Annotated in this window: 15 protein-coding genes; 9 read left to right on the top strand and 6 right to left on the bottom strand. The window is 40.3% G+C overall.

Annotated features, from left to right (window positions below; all coding sequences use genetic code 11):
- Positions 1–188 precede the first annotated feature (188 nt).
- The 3 genes from WAE64_RS10395 to WAE64_RS10385 form a co-directional block, all read right to left on the bottom strand.
- Positions 189–1352, bottom strand: coding sequence for an AraC family transcriptional regulator (locus WAE64_RS10395; protein ID WP_340236303.1), 1164 nt, complete (start codon positions 1350–1352; stop codon positions 189–191).
- Positions 1353–1615: 263 nt separating this feature from the next.
- Complete coding sequence (locus tag WAE64_RS10390; RefSeq protein WP_340236302.1) at positions 1616–2869, bottom strand: MFS transporter; 1254 nt, start codon at positions 2867–2869, stop codon at positions 1616–1618.
- Between the two features lie 105 nt (positions 2870–2974).
- The gene (locus WAE64_RS10385; protein ID WP_340236301.1) at positions 2975–3832 is read right to left on the bottom strand and encodes an ROK family protein; all 858 of its coding nucleotides are present in this window, start codon (positions 3830–3832) and stop codon (positions 2975–2977) included.
- A 478-nt stretch (positions 3833–4310) separates the two neighbouring features.
- Between WAE64_RS10385 and WAE64_RS10380 the strand changes: the two genes are divergently transcribed.
- Both WAE64_RS10380 and WAE64_RS10375 read left to right on the top strand, forming a co-directional pair.
- The gene (locus WAE64_RS10380; RefSeq protein WP_340236300.1) at positions 4311–6461 is read left to right on the top strand and encodes an outer membrane protein assembly factor BamB family protein; all 2151 of its coding nucleotides are present in this window, start codon (positions 4311–4313) and stop codon (positions 6459–6461) included.
- Between the two features lie 76 nt (positions 6462–6537).
- Complete coding sequence (locus WAE64_RS10375) at positions 6538–6897, top strand: glycoside hydrolase family 95-like protein (RefSeq protein ID WP_340236299.1); 360 nt, start codon at positions 6538–6540, stop codon at positions 6895–6897.
- 65 nt (positions 6898–6962) lie between these two features.
- On the opposite strand, the gene WAE64_RS10370 is transcribed toward WAE64_RS10375, so the two are convergent.
- The gene (locus WAE64_RS10370; RefSeq protein ID WP_340236298.1) at positions 6963–7478 is read right to left on the bottom strand and encodes a hypothetical protein; all 516 of its coding nucleotides are present in this window, start codon (positions 7476–7478) and stop codon (positions 6963–6965) included.
- 73 nt (positions 7479–7551) lie between these two features.
- On the bottom strand, positions 7552–8268 hold the full coding sequence (locus WAE64_RS10365) for a porin family protein (protein WP_340236297.1): 717 nt from the start codon (positions 8266–8268) through the stop codon (positions 7552–7554).
- A gap of 241 nt (positions 8269–8509) precedes the next feature.
- Here WAE64_RS10365 and WAE64_RS10360 point away from each other — a divergent pair, with 241 nt between their 5' ends.
- The 6 genes from WAE64_RS10360 to WAE64_RS10335 all read left to right on the top strand — a co-directional run bounded on the left by WAE64_RS10360 (position 8510) and on the right by WAE64_RS10335 (position 13529).
- On the top strand, positions 8510–9415 hold the full coding sequence (locus WAE64_RS10360; protein WP_340236296.1) for an ABC transporter ATP-binding protein: 906 nt from the start codon (positions 8510–8512) through the stop codon (positions 9413–9415).
- Positions 9416–9418: 3 nt separating this feature from the next.
- Positions 9419–10198, top strand: coding sequence for an ABC transporter permease (locus WAE64_RS10355; protein WP_340236295.1), 780 nt, complete (start codon positions 9419–9421; stop codon positions 10196–10198).
- Between the two features lie 4 nt (positions 10199–10202).
- Positions 10203–11264, top strand: coding sequence for a sensor histidine kinase (locus WAE64_RS10350; RefSeq protein WP_340236294.1), 1062 nt, complete (start codon positions 10203–10205; stop codon positions 11262–11264).
- The gene (locus WAE64_RS10345) at positions 11254–11949 is read left to right on the top strand and encodes a LytR/AlgR family response regulator transcription factor (protein ID WP_340236293.1); all 696 of its coding nucleotides are present in this window, start codon (positions 11254–11256) and stop codon (positions 11947–11949) included. Before WAE64_RS10350 ends, WAE64_RS10345 begins: the two co-directional genes overlap by 11 nt.
- Positions 11950–12028: 79 nt before the next feature.
- Positions 12029–12955, top strand: coding sequence for a GlxA family transcriptional regulator (locus tag WAE64_RS10340; RefSeq protein WP_340236292.1), 927 nt, complete (start codon positions 12029–12031; stop codon positions 12953–12955).
- A 55-nt stretch (positions 12956–13010) separates the two neighbouring features.
- Positions 13011–13529: a DinB family protein gene (locus tag WAE64_RS10335; protein WP_340236291.1), complete on the top strand. Its 519-nt coding sequence runs from the start codon at positions 13011–13013 to the stop codon at positions 13527–13529.
- A gap of 78 nt (positions 13530–13607) precedes the next feature.
- Here WAE64_RS10335 and WAE64_RS10330 read toward each other — a convergent pair whose 3' ends face one another.
- Positions 13608–13844: a hypothetical protein gene (locus WAE64_RS10330; RefSeq protein ID WP_340236290.1), complete on the bottom strand. Its 237-nt coding sequence runs from the start codon at positions 13842–13844 to the stop codon at positions 13608–13610.
- A gap of 528 nt (positions 13845–14372) precedes the next feature.
- Between WAE64_RS10330 and WAE64_RS10325 the strand changes: the two genes are divergently transcribed.
- Complete coding sequence (locus WAE64_RS10325) at positions 14373–16850, top strand: hypothetical protein (protein ID WP_340236289.1); 2478 nt, start codon at positions 14373–14375, stop codon at positions 16848–16850.
- Positions 16851–16876 lie beyond the last annotated feature (26 nt).

Raw genomic sequence — 16876 nt, 5'->3', positions numbered from 1 at the left:
TTAGTGAATTAGTGATTTAGTGATTGTGATATTGATTTAGAGGCTCTGACTTATTCAATTTTGATTATCAAATGCTTGATTTGTAAAATTGAGTAAGTCAGAATCAATATAGTAATCACTAACTCGCTCAATCGCTAATTCACTAAATTCTCCACATAAATCACTCAATCACTCATTCACTAAATTCTTTATTTTCCCGCCAAATACCTATTCCGATACTCAATAGGTGTGCAGCCTTTAACTTGTCTGAATTGGCGAGCTATGTTTTTGCTGTCTGTGAGGCCCATATCCAAAGCAATTTCGAATACAGTCATGTCGGTTTCACGAAGCTTTTGCGTGAGTTTTTCGATGCGAAGATTGAAAATGTATTTGTAGATAGGTAAACCTGTGATGTACTGAAAGCGTTTTTCAAGCGCACGGCGTGAGAGTGGCACTTGTTTTACAACATCATCTACTTGTAGATTCTTATCAATATTCTGGTGAATATATTTTAGTGAAGCGGCAATGTAATCGTCGTTGGTAGCATAAATATCCGTCGATTGGCGGGTAACAACCTGTGTAGGTTTTACGATAATATCGTAATAGTTCGAACTCCCGTTCTTAATCATGTGTTCGAGCAGTTTGGCCGCATCATAACCACCTTTTTCAGCATCTTGCCCGATACTCGATAGCGGAGGGTCTGAAAACTCACAAATCATCTCATCATTATCAACCCCCAAAACTGCTACTTCTTCAGGAATACGTATGTTTGAATGTCGGCAAGCTTCTGTAATGTGTTGCCCTTGGTTATCGTCGCAGGCCATTAGGGCAATGGGCTTCGGGAGCGATTTCAGCCATTGGCTCAATGAGCTTGGTTTGTAGTACCAAATCTCTGTGGAGCGAGCCATTACGTGCTCAAAATAATGTACTTTATATCCTGCTTTGCTAATACGCTCTTCAAAACCCTCGGCACGCTCTCTCGACCACACAATGTCTCGGAAACCATAAAAAGCAAAGTTTTTAAAGCCTTTGCGCAAAAAATACTCGGCACCCATTTCTCCGGCTTCTTTGTGTGCTCCGGTAATATTCGGAATATCTCTGAAACGCTCTTTAAAGTCTTGTGCAATAACAGGTATGCCCGCCTCTACAAATTTCTCAACGGCAGGGTCGTTGTACAACTGCCCAATGATACCATCGGCACCCCATTCTTGTGCCCACTCAAGGATACCCTCCATACCAATGGTTTCACGCTGAAAGAGAGGCATCCTGCAGAAAATCCAGGGGCCGTGCTCTTTCGAGTATTTAGCAATGCCTTTCAATAATGCCTTACTATACTCTTCGGCAAAGTCAATCAAAAGAATAATCTTATACATATCACCAAATTTCGCTCCCGCTATAAAGATATAATTGATTTTGTATTATTTTCTGGCTCGCAGGGCTTAAAAATATATATTCCTAAAATAAATCAGACCGATTCGTAGAGACGACATGCTGGCGTCTCCAAGGGTCTGTCTAAACCAGAAATTTATCTATTGGTTTTATTCCTTAAATATAATTTTAAAGTGTTCTAAGGCCAATGGAGACGCCAACATGTCGTCTCTACGGACACCCCATGCCCTTATCCCTCTGCCCTCTGCTATTTCAACAAATCCTTCCAGCTATTTACGGTGGCATTGTTTACCAAAGGCTTGGCCCAAATACCAATGCTTAATATATAGCCCAAGGTAAGCAACAAAAACAACATGGCATAGCGTAGTTCGAATAAATCGCCGAGGCCACCGATAATTAATGGCACAACTGCGCCGCCTGCGATACCTGTACACAAAATGCCCGAAAGTGTGCCATGATGATACGGCACAGAATTAAGCGCTAATGATACTGTTATCGACCACATAACAGAGGCAAAAAATCCGGCAGCTGGGAAGGCAATTAAAGCTACATTAAGCGGGCCGAATAAACCTGCTAACAGCGACACAATCGCTCCTAAACTAAACATAATCAAGACCTTGCGGCTATCGAAGAATTTCAACAAAACCAAGCCTAAAAAACAACCGATAGTAAGCAAACCCCAGAAGTACGATATAACCGATGCCCCCAAAGTTGTAGGGTCTACATTATGGTATATTTGCAGAAATTTCGAAGTCCAATTGGCTATGCCTTGCTCGGTACCAACATAAGAGAAAATTCCCAAGAAAAACAACCACACATATTTATTAGCCAACAATTCCTTAAAGGCTTTGCCTGTATCTATTTTTTCATCGTCTTTCAGTACTACTTCCGGAAAGCGCACAAACCATATAATCACAACCATCAGAATGGCAATAATAGCAAATGTCCAGTAAACCGATACCCATTTCAAATCGGCAGGTACCAGATTATTGAGGGTCGAAATAATAAAGTTTGGCTCAGGGTTACTGTGTACATTCAGTACAAAATAGCTATAAAGCATTGGGCTAAGGAACGACGCTCCGCCAAAAAACAATTGTCCCATCACCGAGTTGAAAGCAAAGTTTGGTTCGCCTCCTGCTACTCTTAGCAAAGGATTTATCACCACTTGCAACATTGCCATGCCTAAACCAATAATAAACAAAGAAACCAACGCAATTGTAAACGTAGGCATAAGTGCAAAGAGCAAAGCTCCCACAAATGCCAGCATAAACGCCCAAAGCAACACACGTTTCTCACGGTATTTCTCAACCAGAATACCCGCCGGAATAGATGCTACTGCATAAGACACAAAGAAGGCAAAAGGCAAGAAACCCGCCCAGCCAAGGCTTAGGTCGAAACTATTGGAAATATCAGGGATAATTGGCCCGAGAATATTACTCAGGAAAGAAATAACAAAGAATATAAACAGAATAAGAATAACAATAAATGTATTACTTTTCATAGAGTGGTGTTTTGTTCGGTTAAGGTTTTTAAAGGTAAAGCATTTGTGATTAAAATCAAAAACCAATGCGATGAAGCTGCCTGAAACCAAGTTTATAAGTACGCCTTAGTCTTTTAGCGCATAATTTTTTAATTCTTGCGGAATCAAAGCCGCTGCGCCAAGTAAGGCAATGTTTTCGTCGGTAGATTGTAAAATCTTTACACTTTTTAATGATTGCGGAAACGAGAAATCTTTTAATTCCTGATACATCCCTTCTTCAAAAAACTGATAAGCTTTAGCCAGCGAGCCACCTAATACTATGGCTTCGGGGTCATATACATACATCACGGCTTTGAGCGTTGCGCCCAGATGAATACCGAATTTCTCCCATAAACCAATGGCGTGTGTGTCGCCTGCCGCAGCAGCCATGTTGGCTTCAAGCGCCGTAATTCCATGCACAGCTTCAAAGAAATTGTTGCTGGCATAATACTCAAAGTTTTTATCAAGATACGGCAATAAGCCTATTTCTCCGGCACCGCAATTAGCACCTGTATAAAGTTCGTTGTCAATAACAATACCCGAGCCCAAGCCTGTGCCCGTAGTTACGCCCACTACCGAGCGATATTCTTTAGCTACTCCGAACCGACATTCGCCCAAGGCAAAGCAGTTTACATCGTTGTTCACAAATACCGGAACATTGAATTCTTCTTGCAGAATATCTTTCAAATCTACTTTTTTCCACGACGGAATATTTGCCACGTCATACACAATGCCTTTTTCAATGTCAACAACCGATGGAACGCCAATGCCGATACTGCTCACAGAATAAGACATTAGCGGCTTTATTAAATCGATTAATTGTTGTAGTGTAGATGAAAGAGAATCTTTCTGTTTCAGCAAAATAGTTTCCTGCTTAATAACTGAGCCGTTTAGCTCAACTCCTGCTTTAATTTTTGTACCTCCCAAGTCAACCCCGATGTTCATAGTATTTAGATTTATTCGCCCATTGGTCTATAAGGCTTTATGGTATATATAAAGTCCGACACCCAACAGTGTATAGTTTTTGTATGGCGTAATTGATTAATTAATGCTCAAATATTTTTGTGTTTTGTATGGGGTTTAGTACCACATAACTGTGAGTAAACTGCCTAGTTTCTACTCACATTTACAATACTGCTTATCGTTAAAAAGATACCACTGTACATGACCGGAATTTTAAATTTTTGTGGGGTATTTGTAAATTTTTAATCGAGCAAAATACTTGACCTTAGATATATAGAATAGTGCATGGTTTTGTTGGTAGCGAGTTAAAAACTACACGAATAATTTAGTAGTATATGCTTCGATTTTTGTTAATTTTGAGAACTCTATTCAACAAAAAATAAAATATGAACTTACAGACCAGCTAGCCAGCAGCTAGTTGTAAAACTGTGCGTGCATATTGCCATTACCCTGATTTATTATGAAACTAAACCAACAACCCAAGCGAAAACTGCGCTTTTCTTTTTCGCTTAAACTCCTTGCAGTTGTATTAATTGTTGCTTTTATCGCTTTAAGTGCCACCAACAATAATGTACCCGACACCGATTGGACAGAATATAATGGTGGAGCCGACAAGAACCATTTTTCGCCGCTTACACAAATCAATACCAAAAATGTGTCTAATCTGAAACCCGCATGGGCGTATGCATCGGGTGGAGCTGATACCGTAAAAAATACGACTCAGATGCAGTGTAACCCGATTATTATTAAAGGAGTGCTGTATGGCGTTTCGGCAGGCTCGCAGGCTTTTGCTTTAGAAGCCGCTACGGGTAAAGAAATATGGAAAACCCGCCTGAACGATGACACTTTTAACATGACCAGCCGAGGCGTAAGCTACTGGACAGACGGAAAAGAAGCCCGGATTTTCTTTGCCTATGGTGCTTTTATGTATGCCCTTAATGCAAAAGATGGGCAGCCGATAAGCACCTTTGGCAATAATGGTAAAATTAACCTGATAGATGGAATTAAACGCCCCGGGGCCGATGACTATGTGGTGGCTAATACGCCGCCAACGGTTTTTAAGAATATTCTGATTGTAGGCACAAGGGTATCAGAAAGTGCCTCGGCATTGCTAGGCGATATTCGGGCTTATGATGTAAAAACAGGGCATAAAGTCTGGACATTCCGCACAATTCCCCGGCCGGGAGAATATGGCTATAATACATGGGAAAAACAAAATTATCAGAACATTGGCGGTGCTAATAGCTGGATGGGCATGGCTATCGACCGCCAGCGTGGTATCGTGTATATCCCCACTGGTTCGGCAGCTTTTGATTTTTATGGCGGCAACCGCAAAGGCGATAACCTGTTTGCCAATTGTATAATAGCACTCAATGCCACAACGGGCAAGCGTCTATGGCATTTCCAGACGGTGCACCATGATATTTGGGATAGAGATATTCCGGCACCGCCTAATTTGTTTACCATTACCCAGAATGGCAAAAAGATAGATGCGGTTTCAGTAGTAAGCAAACAGGGCTTTACTTTTGTTTTTGATAGGGTAACAGGCAAGCCTCTTTTCCCGATTGAAGAGCGGCCATTTCCGGCATCGGAGATTCCAGGAGAAAAAGCGGCTTTAACCCAACCTATTCCGCTTTTGCCTGAGCCTTTTACTCGCCAGCGTTTTACGGTAGCCGATGTAAACCCCTTGGCATCGAACAAAGATGAGATTATTGAAATACTGAAAAAGTCTAATACAGGCAGCCCGTTTATACCACTAGGTCGGGAGCGCACACTCTTTTTTCCCGGTAGTGATGGAGGCGCACAATGGGGCGGCGCAGCCGTTGACGAAAACAGCATTATGTATGTGCCGGCCAAAGAGAATCCGGTTTTCAGTTCAATCATTGATGCGCCTAATTATAGTGCCAGCAAAGCCAGTATAACGGGTAAACAACTTTACCAAACCTATTGCGCTGCCTGCCACGGTGCCGACCGTGAGGGGAACCACGATGGAACAATACCGGGCTTATTGGGCATAACAAATAAGTACAACAACGAAGGTATTTTACAGATTCTGGCAAAGGGCAGAGGCATGATGCCCGCTTTTACCCAAATAAAAGAACAAGACCGCAAAGCCATTATCGATTTTCTGGGAGGTAAAAACTCAACAGCGCAGGCAGGTAACAATCAGTCGAAATTATCTACTGTGCCATACACACATACGGGGTATAATCGTTGGTATGATACAGACGGCTATCCGGTAAGTACGCCTCCTTGGGGAACACTCACCGCAATAGATATGAACACAGGCAAACGCCAATGGCAAGTACCACTGGGTGAATATCCGGAGCTAACAGCCAAGGGAATTGCACCAACCGGAACAGATAATTATGGTTGTGGCGCCGTAACAGCCGGAGGCCTGATATTCATTGCGTCCTCAAAAGATGAGCAATTCAGGGCATTCGACCGTAAAACGGGTAAAATTCTGTGGCAGTATAAACTCCCAGCCGCCGGATATGCTTCGCCAAGTGTATATGCTATAAACGGGAAGCAATACGTAGTAATAGCCTGCGGCGGCGGCAAACTAAAAAGCAAATCAGGCGATAGATATGTAGCGTTTGCCTTGCCGTAGTATCATGTTTCCGTAGAGGTGCCAGCTTGGTATCTCTACGGAAATACATTTTTCATTACAGTTAAACCAAAAGAACATGAAAATAGCCACTTTCATAAGCATATCCTTTTTAAGCGCTATCACCACTTTTGGGCAGGTTTCAGGTAAAATTATTGATTTGAAGTTTATTCAGTTGCCTAAAGATTGGCATGAGGTTAGCTTTACACATCTCGACAAAAAAGGGGTTTTTCTGGTAAGTGCCAATAAAGAGGCAGGGCAGGTTGATGCCATAAAAATAGTGGCCGAAAAAGGCGGCAAAACCCGTTTGAAACTGCCTTTTAAAGCACATTTCTTTCAGACCAGAAAAGGCGTAACAATCAAGCTATTGGCAAACAATATGCTTGAACTAACTTTTGAAAAAGGTGGGGAATTGGTAGTGAGAAACGGCTACGAATAAAAACTAAAGGGAGGCTTCCTGTTACAGAGTCTCCCAACATTTATATAATAGATTAATACGTACAATTATTTATTCTTTCTGAACAGAAACGCAGGGGCATCAAATGCCATTCCGTTATCAATCAGTAACTCACCCGGACAAATTCTGATACTACCTCTGATAAAATTATAGGTACTATCATTAAAATATTCTCTGTCTGGCTTTATGGTTACCCATTTTAATTTTTCATGGCTATTTTGTTCTAAATCAAAAGTTGAGCTGTAAGCCAACTTCCCGTCGTTCAAGATTTCGGCCAATTGTTTGCCATCACTTTTTTGTGAAATAACCAGTTTTACATCAGGTATTTCTGCGTCTGACTGTACCATAGCAATGATACCTTTCATTTGCCATTCGCCGTAAATCTCCTTCTTCACATCGGCAATTGTCAATGGTACATCAGCCGACTTATAAAGACAGTCGAAATCAACAATAGATTCTGCCTTAAATGTTTTTAGTGCCTGCACATCATCTTGGTCAGATGGTTTGCACGAGCTTAAATATAACAATGACAAAAGGCTAAAGCCTAGTAATAGCTTTTTCATGAATGATAGATGGGGTTTTATACAATGATACTATACGTAAGCAAATAGTTGGAATGCAAGTAAAATTTTTATTCTACCTGATTCTGTACCCTAGCGTAAAAGCAATATTGCGGTTGTGATATTCAAAATCGTAGACACTATTAGATAGCTGCGCACCTATATCAGCAAGCCCATGCTCGTAGTTAATATCTAAGGTAAAGCGTTTATATTCAGCACCAAAACCTAGTAGTGCGCCTGTATCAAATCGCTTCAAAGCCCCTTCTTTAAACGGATAAGCGACACTTTCGTCATCGGGTCTATCAACCTTTGTGTAGCGGTTTTTGGTTTTGTCTGTCCCGCTGATACCATAGGCGGCATAGCCTCCGGCATTAACAAAAAGTTTGAGGTCGGCACCTGCATCGAACTTGTAGGCAACTTTAAGCGGTATCTGTACATAGTTTTGTGTAAAAATATTTCGCCAATGTGTTATGGGTGGATTAGTACCGCCAATCCAAGATTCAGCCCCACGATACTCAGCCCCTTTGGTTGTAAAGGCTAGTTCTGATTGTAAAAATAAGGCATCAGTAAAGCCATATTCACCAGTAATGCCTATCTGAAAACCTGGCTTAAGCACTTTTTTGTCGGTAAAAAAACGGTTGTATGAAGAAGTAGACAGGTTTAAGCCTGCTTTGAGCCCATAACTAAAACCTTTTTGCGCCTGTGTAATTGTTGTATAAACGAAGCTGAATAGAACAAACAGCATAGCCGAGCGCACGCTCTTTTGGGTTGTTATAAGTAATTGCTTTTTCATAAAAGGGTTTTGGTACTATTAGTGGTAAAAACACAAAAGTGTTTTTACTTTATGATGCAACAAGCTGCCCAATGGTTGTAATTTTTTTGCATTATTTTTAAAATTTACTTCCGAAGCATTTACAGACCATAAGATTTTTACCTGACAAACTTCCCATTTAACCGATGAAATCGACCTACTGACCTAATATTGTTTACATGTGCTTGCTTTAGTGATTAATTTTATCATAAAAAAAGCTATTATGACAAGCATTCAAGTACGAGACGTATCATACCAGTTTTCGAATCAGGAGTACGTCTTAAACAACATTAACCTCAATGTGCCCGAGGGCAGTATCTATGGTTTTCTGGGGCCTAATGGCGCTGGTAAAACCACTACATTACGCCTGATTCTGGGGCTCATTAAAAAACAAAAAGGCGAAATCGAGATTTTCGGAAAGGCTTTTGATAAGCACCGTATTGAGATTCTGAGCAAGATAGGCTCCCTCATCGAAAGTCCTTCGCTCTATGGGCATCTGACAGCGGTTGAGAACCTGAAAGTCTGGCAAAAAGTTTACCAATCGCCCGAAAACCGTATTGCCGAAGTGCTACAAATGGTGGGTCTTGCCCATACAGGCCGCAAAAAAGCAGGGCAGTTTTCACTAGGTATGAAACAACGCCTGGGCATTGCCGTTGCCTTACTGCATAATCCGTCGTTATTGATTCTTGATGAGCCCACCAATGGCCTTGACCCCAGCGGAATTGTAGAGATGAGAGAATTACTCAAAACGCTTAATCAGCAGCATGGTATTACTATCATTATTTCGAGCCATTTGTTGGGTGAAATCGAAAAACTGGTTACCGATGTAGGCATTATCAACAAAGGCCGAATGCTTTTTGAAAGTTCGCTCACCGAGCTAATGAAACGCCAACATGCAGCGTCTACCATTTATTTTGATACCAACAACAATGCACAGGCTTTGCAACTGATGCATCAACAAAAAATTGAAGCTCAGATTGAAAAAGAGCGCATTGTAGCTGCGCAATTATCGAAACAAGCTATTGCTCAAATTAACCAAACCTTAGTGGCTAATAGTATTGAGGTGTATGGCATCAGAGCAATAGAAAACGACCTCGAGAGTATTTTTATGAACCTAACCAACAATTGATTTATGCAGAGTTTTATACATAGTTTTCAGAGCGAATGGCTCAAAAAGAAAGGTACGTTGGCTTTCTGGCTGGTATTTATAGGCGGTTTTTTTATTCCGCTTATCTTTATGGCAAGAGGTATTTTTTATCCGAAAGATTTTCTGGGCGAGCTGAAAAGTCCAATGTTCTGGGATGTACTCATGAATCGTAGCTGGCAGTTTATGGCGCTTTTGCTTTTGCCGCTAGGCGTAGTAATGGCAACAAGCCTTGTTACACAGCTAGAGTTCAAAAACAATACATGGAAGCAACTCAATACCACACCACAAAGCCTGAGCGTAATATTTTTTAGCAAGTTTGCGGTTATTATCGTTATGCTTTTGCAGTTTTTTGTATTATTTAATGTCGGCATTTATCTGTCGGCACTCATACCTGCCCTTATACACGGCGGGGCCGATTTCTACCAACGCACTTTGCCGTTTGCGTTCATGTTTAAAACCACATCGCTTTTCTTCTTAGATTGTTTGCCCATTGTAGCACTTCAATACCTTATAAGTTTGCAATTCAAAAACTTTCTGGTGCCGTTGGGCTTAGGTATCGGTTTATTGCTGGCTTCGTTAATAGCCATGAATTGGCAATATGGCTATACAATGCCATATAGCTATTGTCCTTATTATTTCTTTTCGCTCCGACAAACAAAGATAGGCCCAAATCAGGTAAATTTCCATTATTGGGCATTAGGCTATTTTGTGGGCTTTACTTTATTGAGCTATTTGTTGTTTATTAACAAAAAAGAAAAAGGCTGATGGTATGAAAAAAATAGTTGTTGTATCGCTGCACATGGGTTATTGGGGGCTGTACTTATTTTTGTTATTTATTATTTTACTATGCCTCCAGATAGGAACACGGCTGCAATCTCAACTATTTTTTAAAGATTATCGATTCGTGGCATTCTTGGCAGCTTTTGCTTTATTGCCGGCTATATTAGGCTTTTATACCTTCTATAGCCTGCTTTTTGATAGATTTTTAATTAAGCGCAATATTCTGCTTTTGTTTGTGTTTGGTATTCTAACTGCTATTGTAAGTAGCCTCATTAGTGGCTCTGTTATTACATTGCTGCATTATTATGGCATAGGGCCGGGCGTATTTAATGAGAACATAGTGGCCATCATAACCATTCTTATTGTAATTGCAATAATAGCCATTCTGAATGGCGGCATGGGTTTGCTCACCAGAGGGTTTATCAGATGGTATGCCGAGTTGAAGTGGAAAGAAGAGTTGATGCGTAGGAATTTTGAAATGGAATTGGCACTGATAAAAACACAGATTAGCCCGCATTTTTTGTTTAATACCCTCAATAATATTGATGTGCTGATAACGAAGAATGCCGAGAAAGCATCGTTGTATCTCAATAAGTTGTCAGATATTATGCGCTTTATGCTTTACGAAACCAAGAACGAAAAAATACCTCTGCGCAACGAACTGGCTTATATCGAAAAGTACATCGACCTACAAAAAATCAGAACGGCTAACCCTAACTTTGTTGATTTTAAGGTTGAAGGTAATGCCGAACAGGTACAGATTTCGCCGATGATACTGCTGCCGTTTATTGAAAATGCTTTTAAACATGCCGATAACAAAAAGAATGAGAATATAATAAAGATACGAATTGAAATAGACCAAGCACAAATTGTATTTGAATGTATAAACAGGTATTCGGTATCGGAACTGAAACAGGAATTTGGCGGCTTGGGGAATGAATTGATAAAGAGACGCCTCGAATTGCTTTATCCCGAAAAACATTCGCTCATAATCAATAAAAACACTGATATTTATAGTGTGAAATTAACAATTGAGATTCATGAAGATTAGGTGTATCATAGTAGAAGACGAACCACTAGCCGCCGAACGCTTACAAAATTATGTGCAGAAACTGCCTTTTCTGAATCTGTTGGCTACTTTCGACAATGCGATTGATGCACTGGTTTTTCTGAAAACCCAATCGGTCGATTTGCTTTTTCTGGATATTAATCTGGGCGATTTTTCGGGCATTAAACTATTAGAGACCGCCAATATCAAAAGTCAGGTAATACTCACAACGGCTTACCACGAATACGCGATTAAGGGTTTCGATTTGAAAGTGAGCGATTACCTGCTGAAACCCTTTACCTTTGAGCGTTTTGTGCAGGCAGTAGACAGGGTGCAGGGTTTTTTCACTAAAACAGAGATTATAACACCCAAGAAATTTATTTTTATAAAGACCGAATACAGGCTCGAAAAAGTACTGTTCGACGAAATGCTTTTTATTGAAGGCAAAGGCGACTACAGGCGCATACATACCCACACAAAAAAAATTATGACGCTCCAGACCTTTACTGATTTTGAGCAGGAGATTCCGCCAGCCATTGTTTGCCGAGTACATAAGTCGTATATGGTGGCTATCGATAAAATAGATTCGATAGAAAAAGACCGTATCCGCATCAATACTACCCTTATTCCGATTTCGGATAGTTACCGACAAGCGTTCTACGAAATCATTAACCAATCGGTTAAATAATTCTTGGCTCAAAATGTCATAATGTTGTCTGTTTCAATATGAGTATTTACACTAATTTTGTAGCAGAAAATATTGCTAAATGGCTACTACAAAAATCGTGTTTCTGATTTTACCCGAGATTCAACTGCTCGATTTAGCAGGGGCTGACCAGGTATTTTACGAAGCCAAATGTTATGGTTCTGGCATAGAAATCGACTATTGTGCCTTCGAAACTAATATTCATACCTCTACCTTACTTCCGATTGGTAAGGTGAAGGCTTTAGATGAAATCAGCTTCAAAGCAGGCGATTACCTGATTATTCCGGGTGCTGAAACGTCTTATCTTTTATCTGACGAATTCAAATCAAAACAGTATTTGTTTGAGTGGCTCAAAATGGCGCACAATCAAGGCGTAATTTTATGCTCGGTGTGTACAGGTGCATTTGCATTAGCCCTTGCGGGGCTGCTTGATGGCCGTAAATGCACTACTCACTGGAAACGCACAGCGCAATTGCAAACGCTGTTTCCTGATGTAGAAGTGGTAGAGAATATTCTGTTTATAGAAGACGGCAATATACTTACCAGTGCGGGTGTTACTTCGGGTATTGATTTGGCCTTGCACATTGTAAGCCAGTTGGAAGACGAGTTCTTTGCGTATAAGGTAGCGCGTGAATTAGTGATTTATATGCGCAGGCAAGGCCACCATGCTCAGCAGAGTATTTTTTTACAATACCGAAACCACATACACTCTGGTGTGCACAAGGTGCAGGACTGGCTACAGGAAAACATTCATCAGAAAACCTCGCTTACCGATTTGGCTGAGATTGCCTGCATGAGTACGCGAAATTTTACGAGGGTATTCAGAAAAGAAACGGGTATTTCGGTCAATGATTTTACAACCCTGATTCGGAAAGAGAAGATAAAAGCACTCATTAAAAAGCCAGACATGACCCACAGCCAGATTGCCAAAGCCTGCGGGCTGAAAAGCGAAAGGCATGTTATGAGGTTGTTGAAGCAATTATCTTGAAATTATGAAAAAGCTATGTTTAATGTAAACCAGTTATTACAAAACAATTAAACCAATGAAAAGAACTGACATCTACCCAATGCCGGAATTTTTTGAGAGATACATCAACCTCACCGACGATGTTGAGCTCAAAGACGCATTTGCCATTAGTCTGCAAGAATTGAAGCAATTGCCGCTTGATAAATGGGAAGCCATAGGCGACAAAGTGTATGCACCCGACAAATGGACTATAAAAGATATTTTGCAACACATGATAGACACCGAAAGGATTCTGACCTACAGAGCATTGTGCATTGCCCGTGGCGAAAACGCCCGACTTCCGGCTTTTGATGAAGAATCTTATGCCCGACATACCGACGCTAGCAACCGAACACTAGAAGACCTGATTGATGAACTGAGTTTAGTAAGGGCTTCAAGTTTAGCCATGTTTAATTCGTTTACTGAAGAAATGCTGCAAAGAAGTGGGCTATCGTTCAGAGGGTCTTATTCTGTATTGGCATTGGGCTTTATTGTTACAGGGCATCAACGCTGGCACCTCAATATTATTAAAGAGCGGTATGAGGTGTTGGGGTAGAATGGTGTAGAGAGATTGTTAGAGATACTTTGTCAGTATCTCTAACAATTCATTTATAAATTCAAGAAATTTTTCTTCTTATTGGCACTCTTGCAAAATACTATACATCTGTAACATCTGTATCACATCATTGTCACGCAGGGCTTTTTCGGCCTGTGCCAAATGTATCTTTAGCCTTTGGGCGCTTACAATACCCACATTGTTAGGTAATGAATTATAAATACCTAGTAATTCTCTCACTCTGGTTATTTCCCTGAGTAAGTTGTCGTGTAAATCAGTCGTCGACTGGTTTGGAGTTTGTATAGTAGTTCTCACGCAAAAGTTATTTTTAGTTAATAAAACGGGTTTAAGCGGTTTACCATGCATAAGACAAGCGTTTGACAGTTAAAATAAAAGTTTAATTCAAACACAATGAGATAGGCTTTAATGACAAAAAATGATAATTTTTTGAGTTATAAAGCTTAATTCAAAATGTTTCTTGATTCTAAATGCAGATTAAAAGGATACATCTGCTTACTTTTGGGACCACTTAATAATATCTATAAGCAAATTTCACACCAAACTGCATTAAATTCAGATTTGTTTTTTATAGCCGATAAATGACGTGCAGGTTGAAACGAAAACAGAAAATATTTAAAGCGGGCATTATAATATTTTCTGTTTTATTCGTTATTGCTTGTAATTACAGCATTATGAAATAAAAATCATCTCTTTCAATAGCAATAAATTGTCTGCCTTTGCTTATATATCTATATTTGTACACATCTTATGAAAAACTATTGATTTAATTGCCTATAGCGGAAAATCTACGTTTACTAATCAAACTGACATAACCCTTTTATTATGAAATATATCCTTCCGCTGATAATCAATAGGCGTCGAACGAATTATCTCGACCTTAAAAACAGAGTTTCACAAGAACCTGAGTCTTTTGTGATAGAATTGCCCTTAATGGATAATCCATTTACGATTCTGTCGGTCGATAAGAGCAAAAATATGCAGGCACTTATCAACAACGCCGGCGATGTTCCGCTTCACCACTTGCATTTTTCGGTTGCTTTTGATGAAACAAATGCTCTTCTGAGCATAAAATTATCTAGCTCGGTCAATACGAGTTTTGTAACTGAAAGCCTAGAAGAAGAAAACGACTGGAAAAACCCAGGCAAAGTACAGCCTAAGGCACAAAAGGCAGCAGCGCAACAGCAGGTTTCTTTTGTATTAGGGCAGGTAAAATATACCTGTGTTGACAATACTTCTGAATTTAAAATTGAGGGCTCGTATATTGACCATATTGCGGAAGGAGCCATTGAACAAGATTTCATCAGATGCCAGTTTATATATGAAGTAAATGCAAAAGCCTACCAAAGCGAATTGCATTTTTATCTGGCTCATGCCAGTTGTTTCCACCATTTCGGGCTCGATTTTGGGTCTGAATCTTCTCAGCTTAAAGTAAGTGGTTATCAACCGGTAGGGCACAATTACCAGAAAAGAACGAAGTCGAAAAACCTTTTCGAAATGGTAAAAGACTTCAAAGGCATGACCGAAGGAAATCAGGAGTTTATTCAGCATGAATCAAACACCGACTTCATCAAGTCTATTTTCTTTCTGAAAAAGAAATTAACAAATTTCAGCCTGAAAGATAAGTTTATCAAGAACGAAGACGAACTTAAATTTCTGGTAAAAAACAACGAACTGAACAGTACGCTTACCAATCAGTTTCACCAGCTTTCAAACCTGAAACTAGCCCATAAGCATGGCGAGATTCTACGCTTTATGGATTTTCAGGCTATACAAGGCGAAAGGGTACGTTCCTTGAGTTTAGACGACCTCAAGAATCAGGCGTACTCAACCATTCTGAAATCGTTTATAGAAGCTACAATCCAGCACGTAATTGAAGAAGACAGCCTCAGAAACTACATTCGCTTTACCATTCTGGTGCCTAATATTTACAGTATTCATGAGGTTGCTAATACAAAAGAAGTTATCAACGATATTTTCCGTAGTTTACAGCAAACGCCTGCCTACGAAGGGCAAATAAGAGCCTGGGAGGTTGTAACGGTTTCGGAGAGCGATGCGGCTTTTCTTGGGTACTTCGACCAAGGCTTGCACCATATTAATCCAAACAAGTATTATATCATTATCGACTGCGGTAAAGGTACTACCGACTTTTCGATTATTCAGACAAGTGCCAACAATGCCAAGAAGATAAAATCGTTATACCGCAATGGTTTTGCCGGAGCCGGTAACCTGATAAGCTATGCATTTTTTGAGTCGATGATAGACTTCGTGATAAAAAATGCAAACGACCCTGCGGCCACAAAAGCGTTTTTCCAGACCTTAGAGAAGTCGGAGAAAGCGCAGATGAATCGCATTTTTGAGAAACTAGAGTCATTAAAATTTCAGTATAGCAATAAATCAAATACTGCCCAGCGCACCGTTGAAAATAACTGGAATGCCGCCGAAAGTGGCGATGCAACCTTGAAGAATTTTGCGAGTAGCGAAATAACGGCGGCCGTGCAAACCCTGAGCCTATTGCTCGAAAAAGTTGATGGATTTTATGATTGGGGTGGTTATATTGAAAACGCCTGCGAAGCCATTACGGCCAATATCATCGAAAACATCAAGGGTGTTATTAGTAATACCAATAAATCGTTAGACTGTGATGGTATCTTGCTAACGGGTAGGGGATTTCTGTTTAAACCATTGCTCGAAAAACTGAAAGGTCGCCTTACAAGCGAGCTGGGTTTTGCGGCCAATCTTATTAAAATGCCAGAGGATGCAAGCCAGCTAAAAGCAATTTGCCTTGATGGGATTTTTACCAATGGCTACGTGATACATCCCGAGTTGGTGGGTTTCCCGATTCATATTTCAACTAAGCCGCAAGTAGCTGTTGCCGATACAAGCAAACCGAAGTTTCCGGCGTTTTTTGATTTTATACTGCGTTTAGCTAACTTACAAGACAACTACGACGAAGCCAAGAACAGCTATCGTATAGATAAGCTCGACTCGCTGAAATTCCTGATTGGTAACACGCTTTATACTGTGGCCGATAATATATTTTATGATAACAAATGGGTAGAATCGGTAGATTTGATTTTTACGAAAGATGGTTTTTATGCCCGCAACCTTGATAAAGACAACAAGGTGAAAGGCTACTCGAATCTGGTGCAAAACTCGGCTATTGATAACGTAACCCTGCAATATCTGATACCTTCGTTATTTCCGGCTAAGATAGATACCAACTATATACAGGCTTTGAAACAAGATGTACCCGAGCCCGACCATGAGTTGGCTAATCTGATGAGCCTTTTACCTGATTGATTTTTGCGTACATAAAACCGAAATTG

It is taken from the genome of Emticicia soli, assembly GCF_037860775.1.
Taxonomy (GTDB): Bacteria; Bacteroidota; Bacteroidia; order Cytophagales; family Spirosomataceae; genus Emticicia; species Emticicia soli.
Note: the sequence above shows the minus strand (reverse complement) of the source record. Positions and strands in the feature narration are given on the sequence as shown.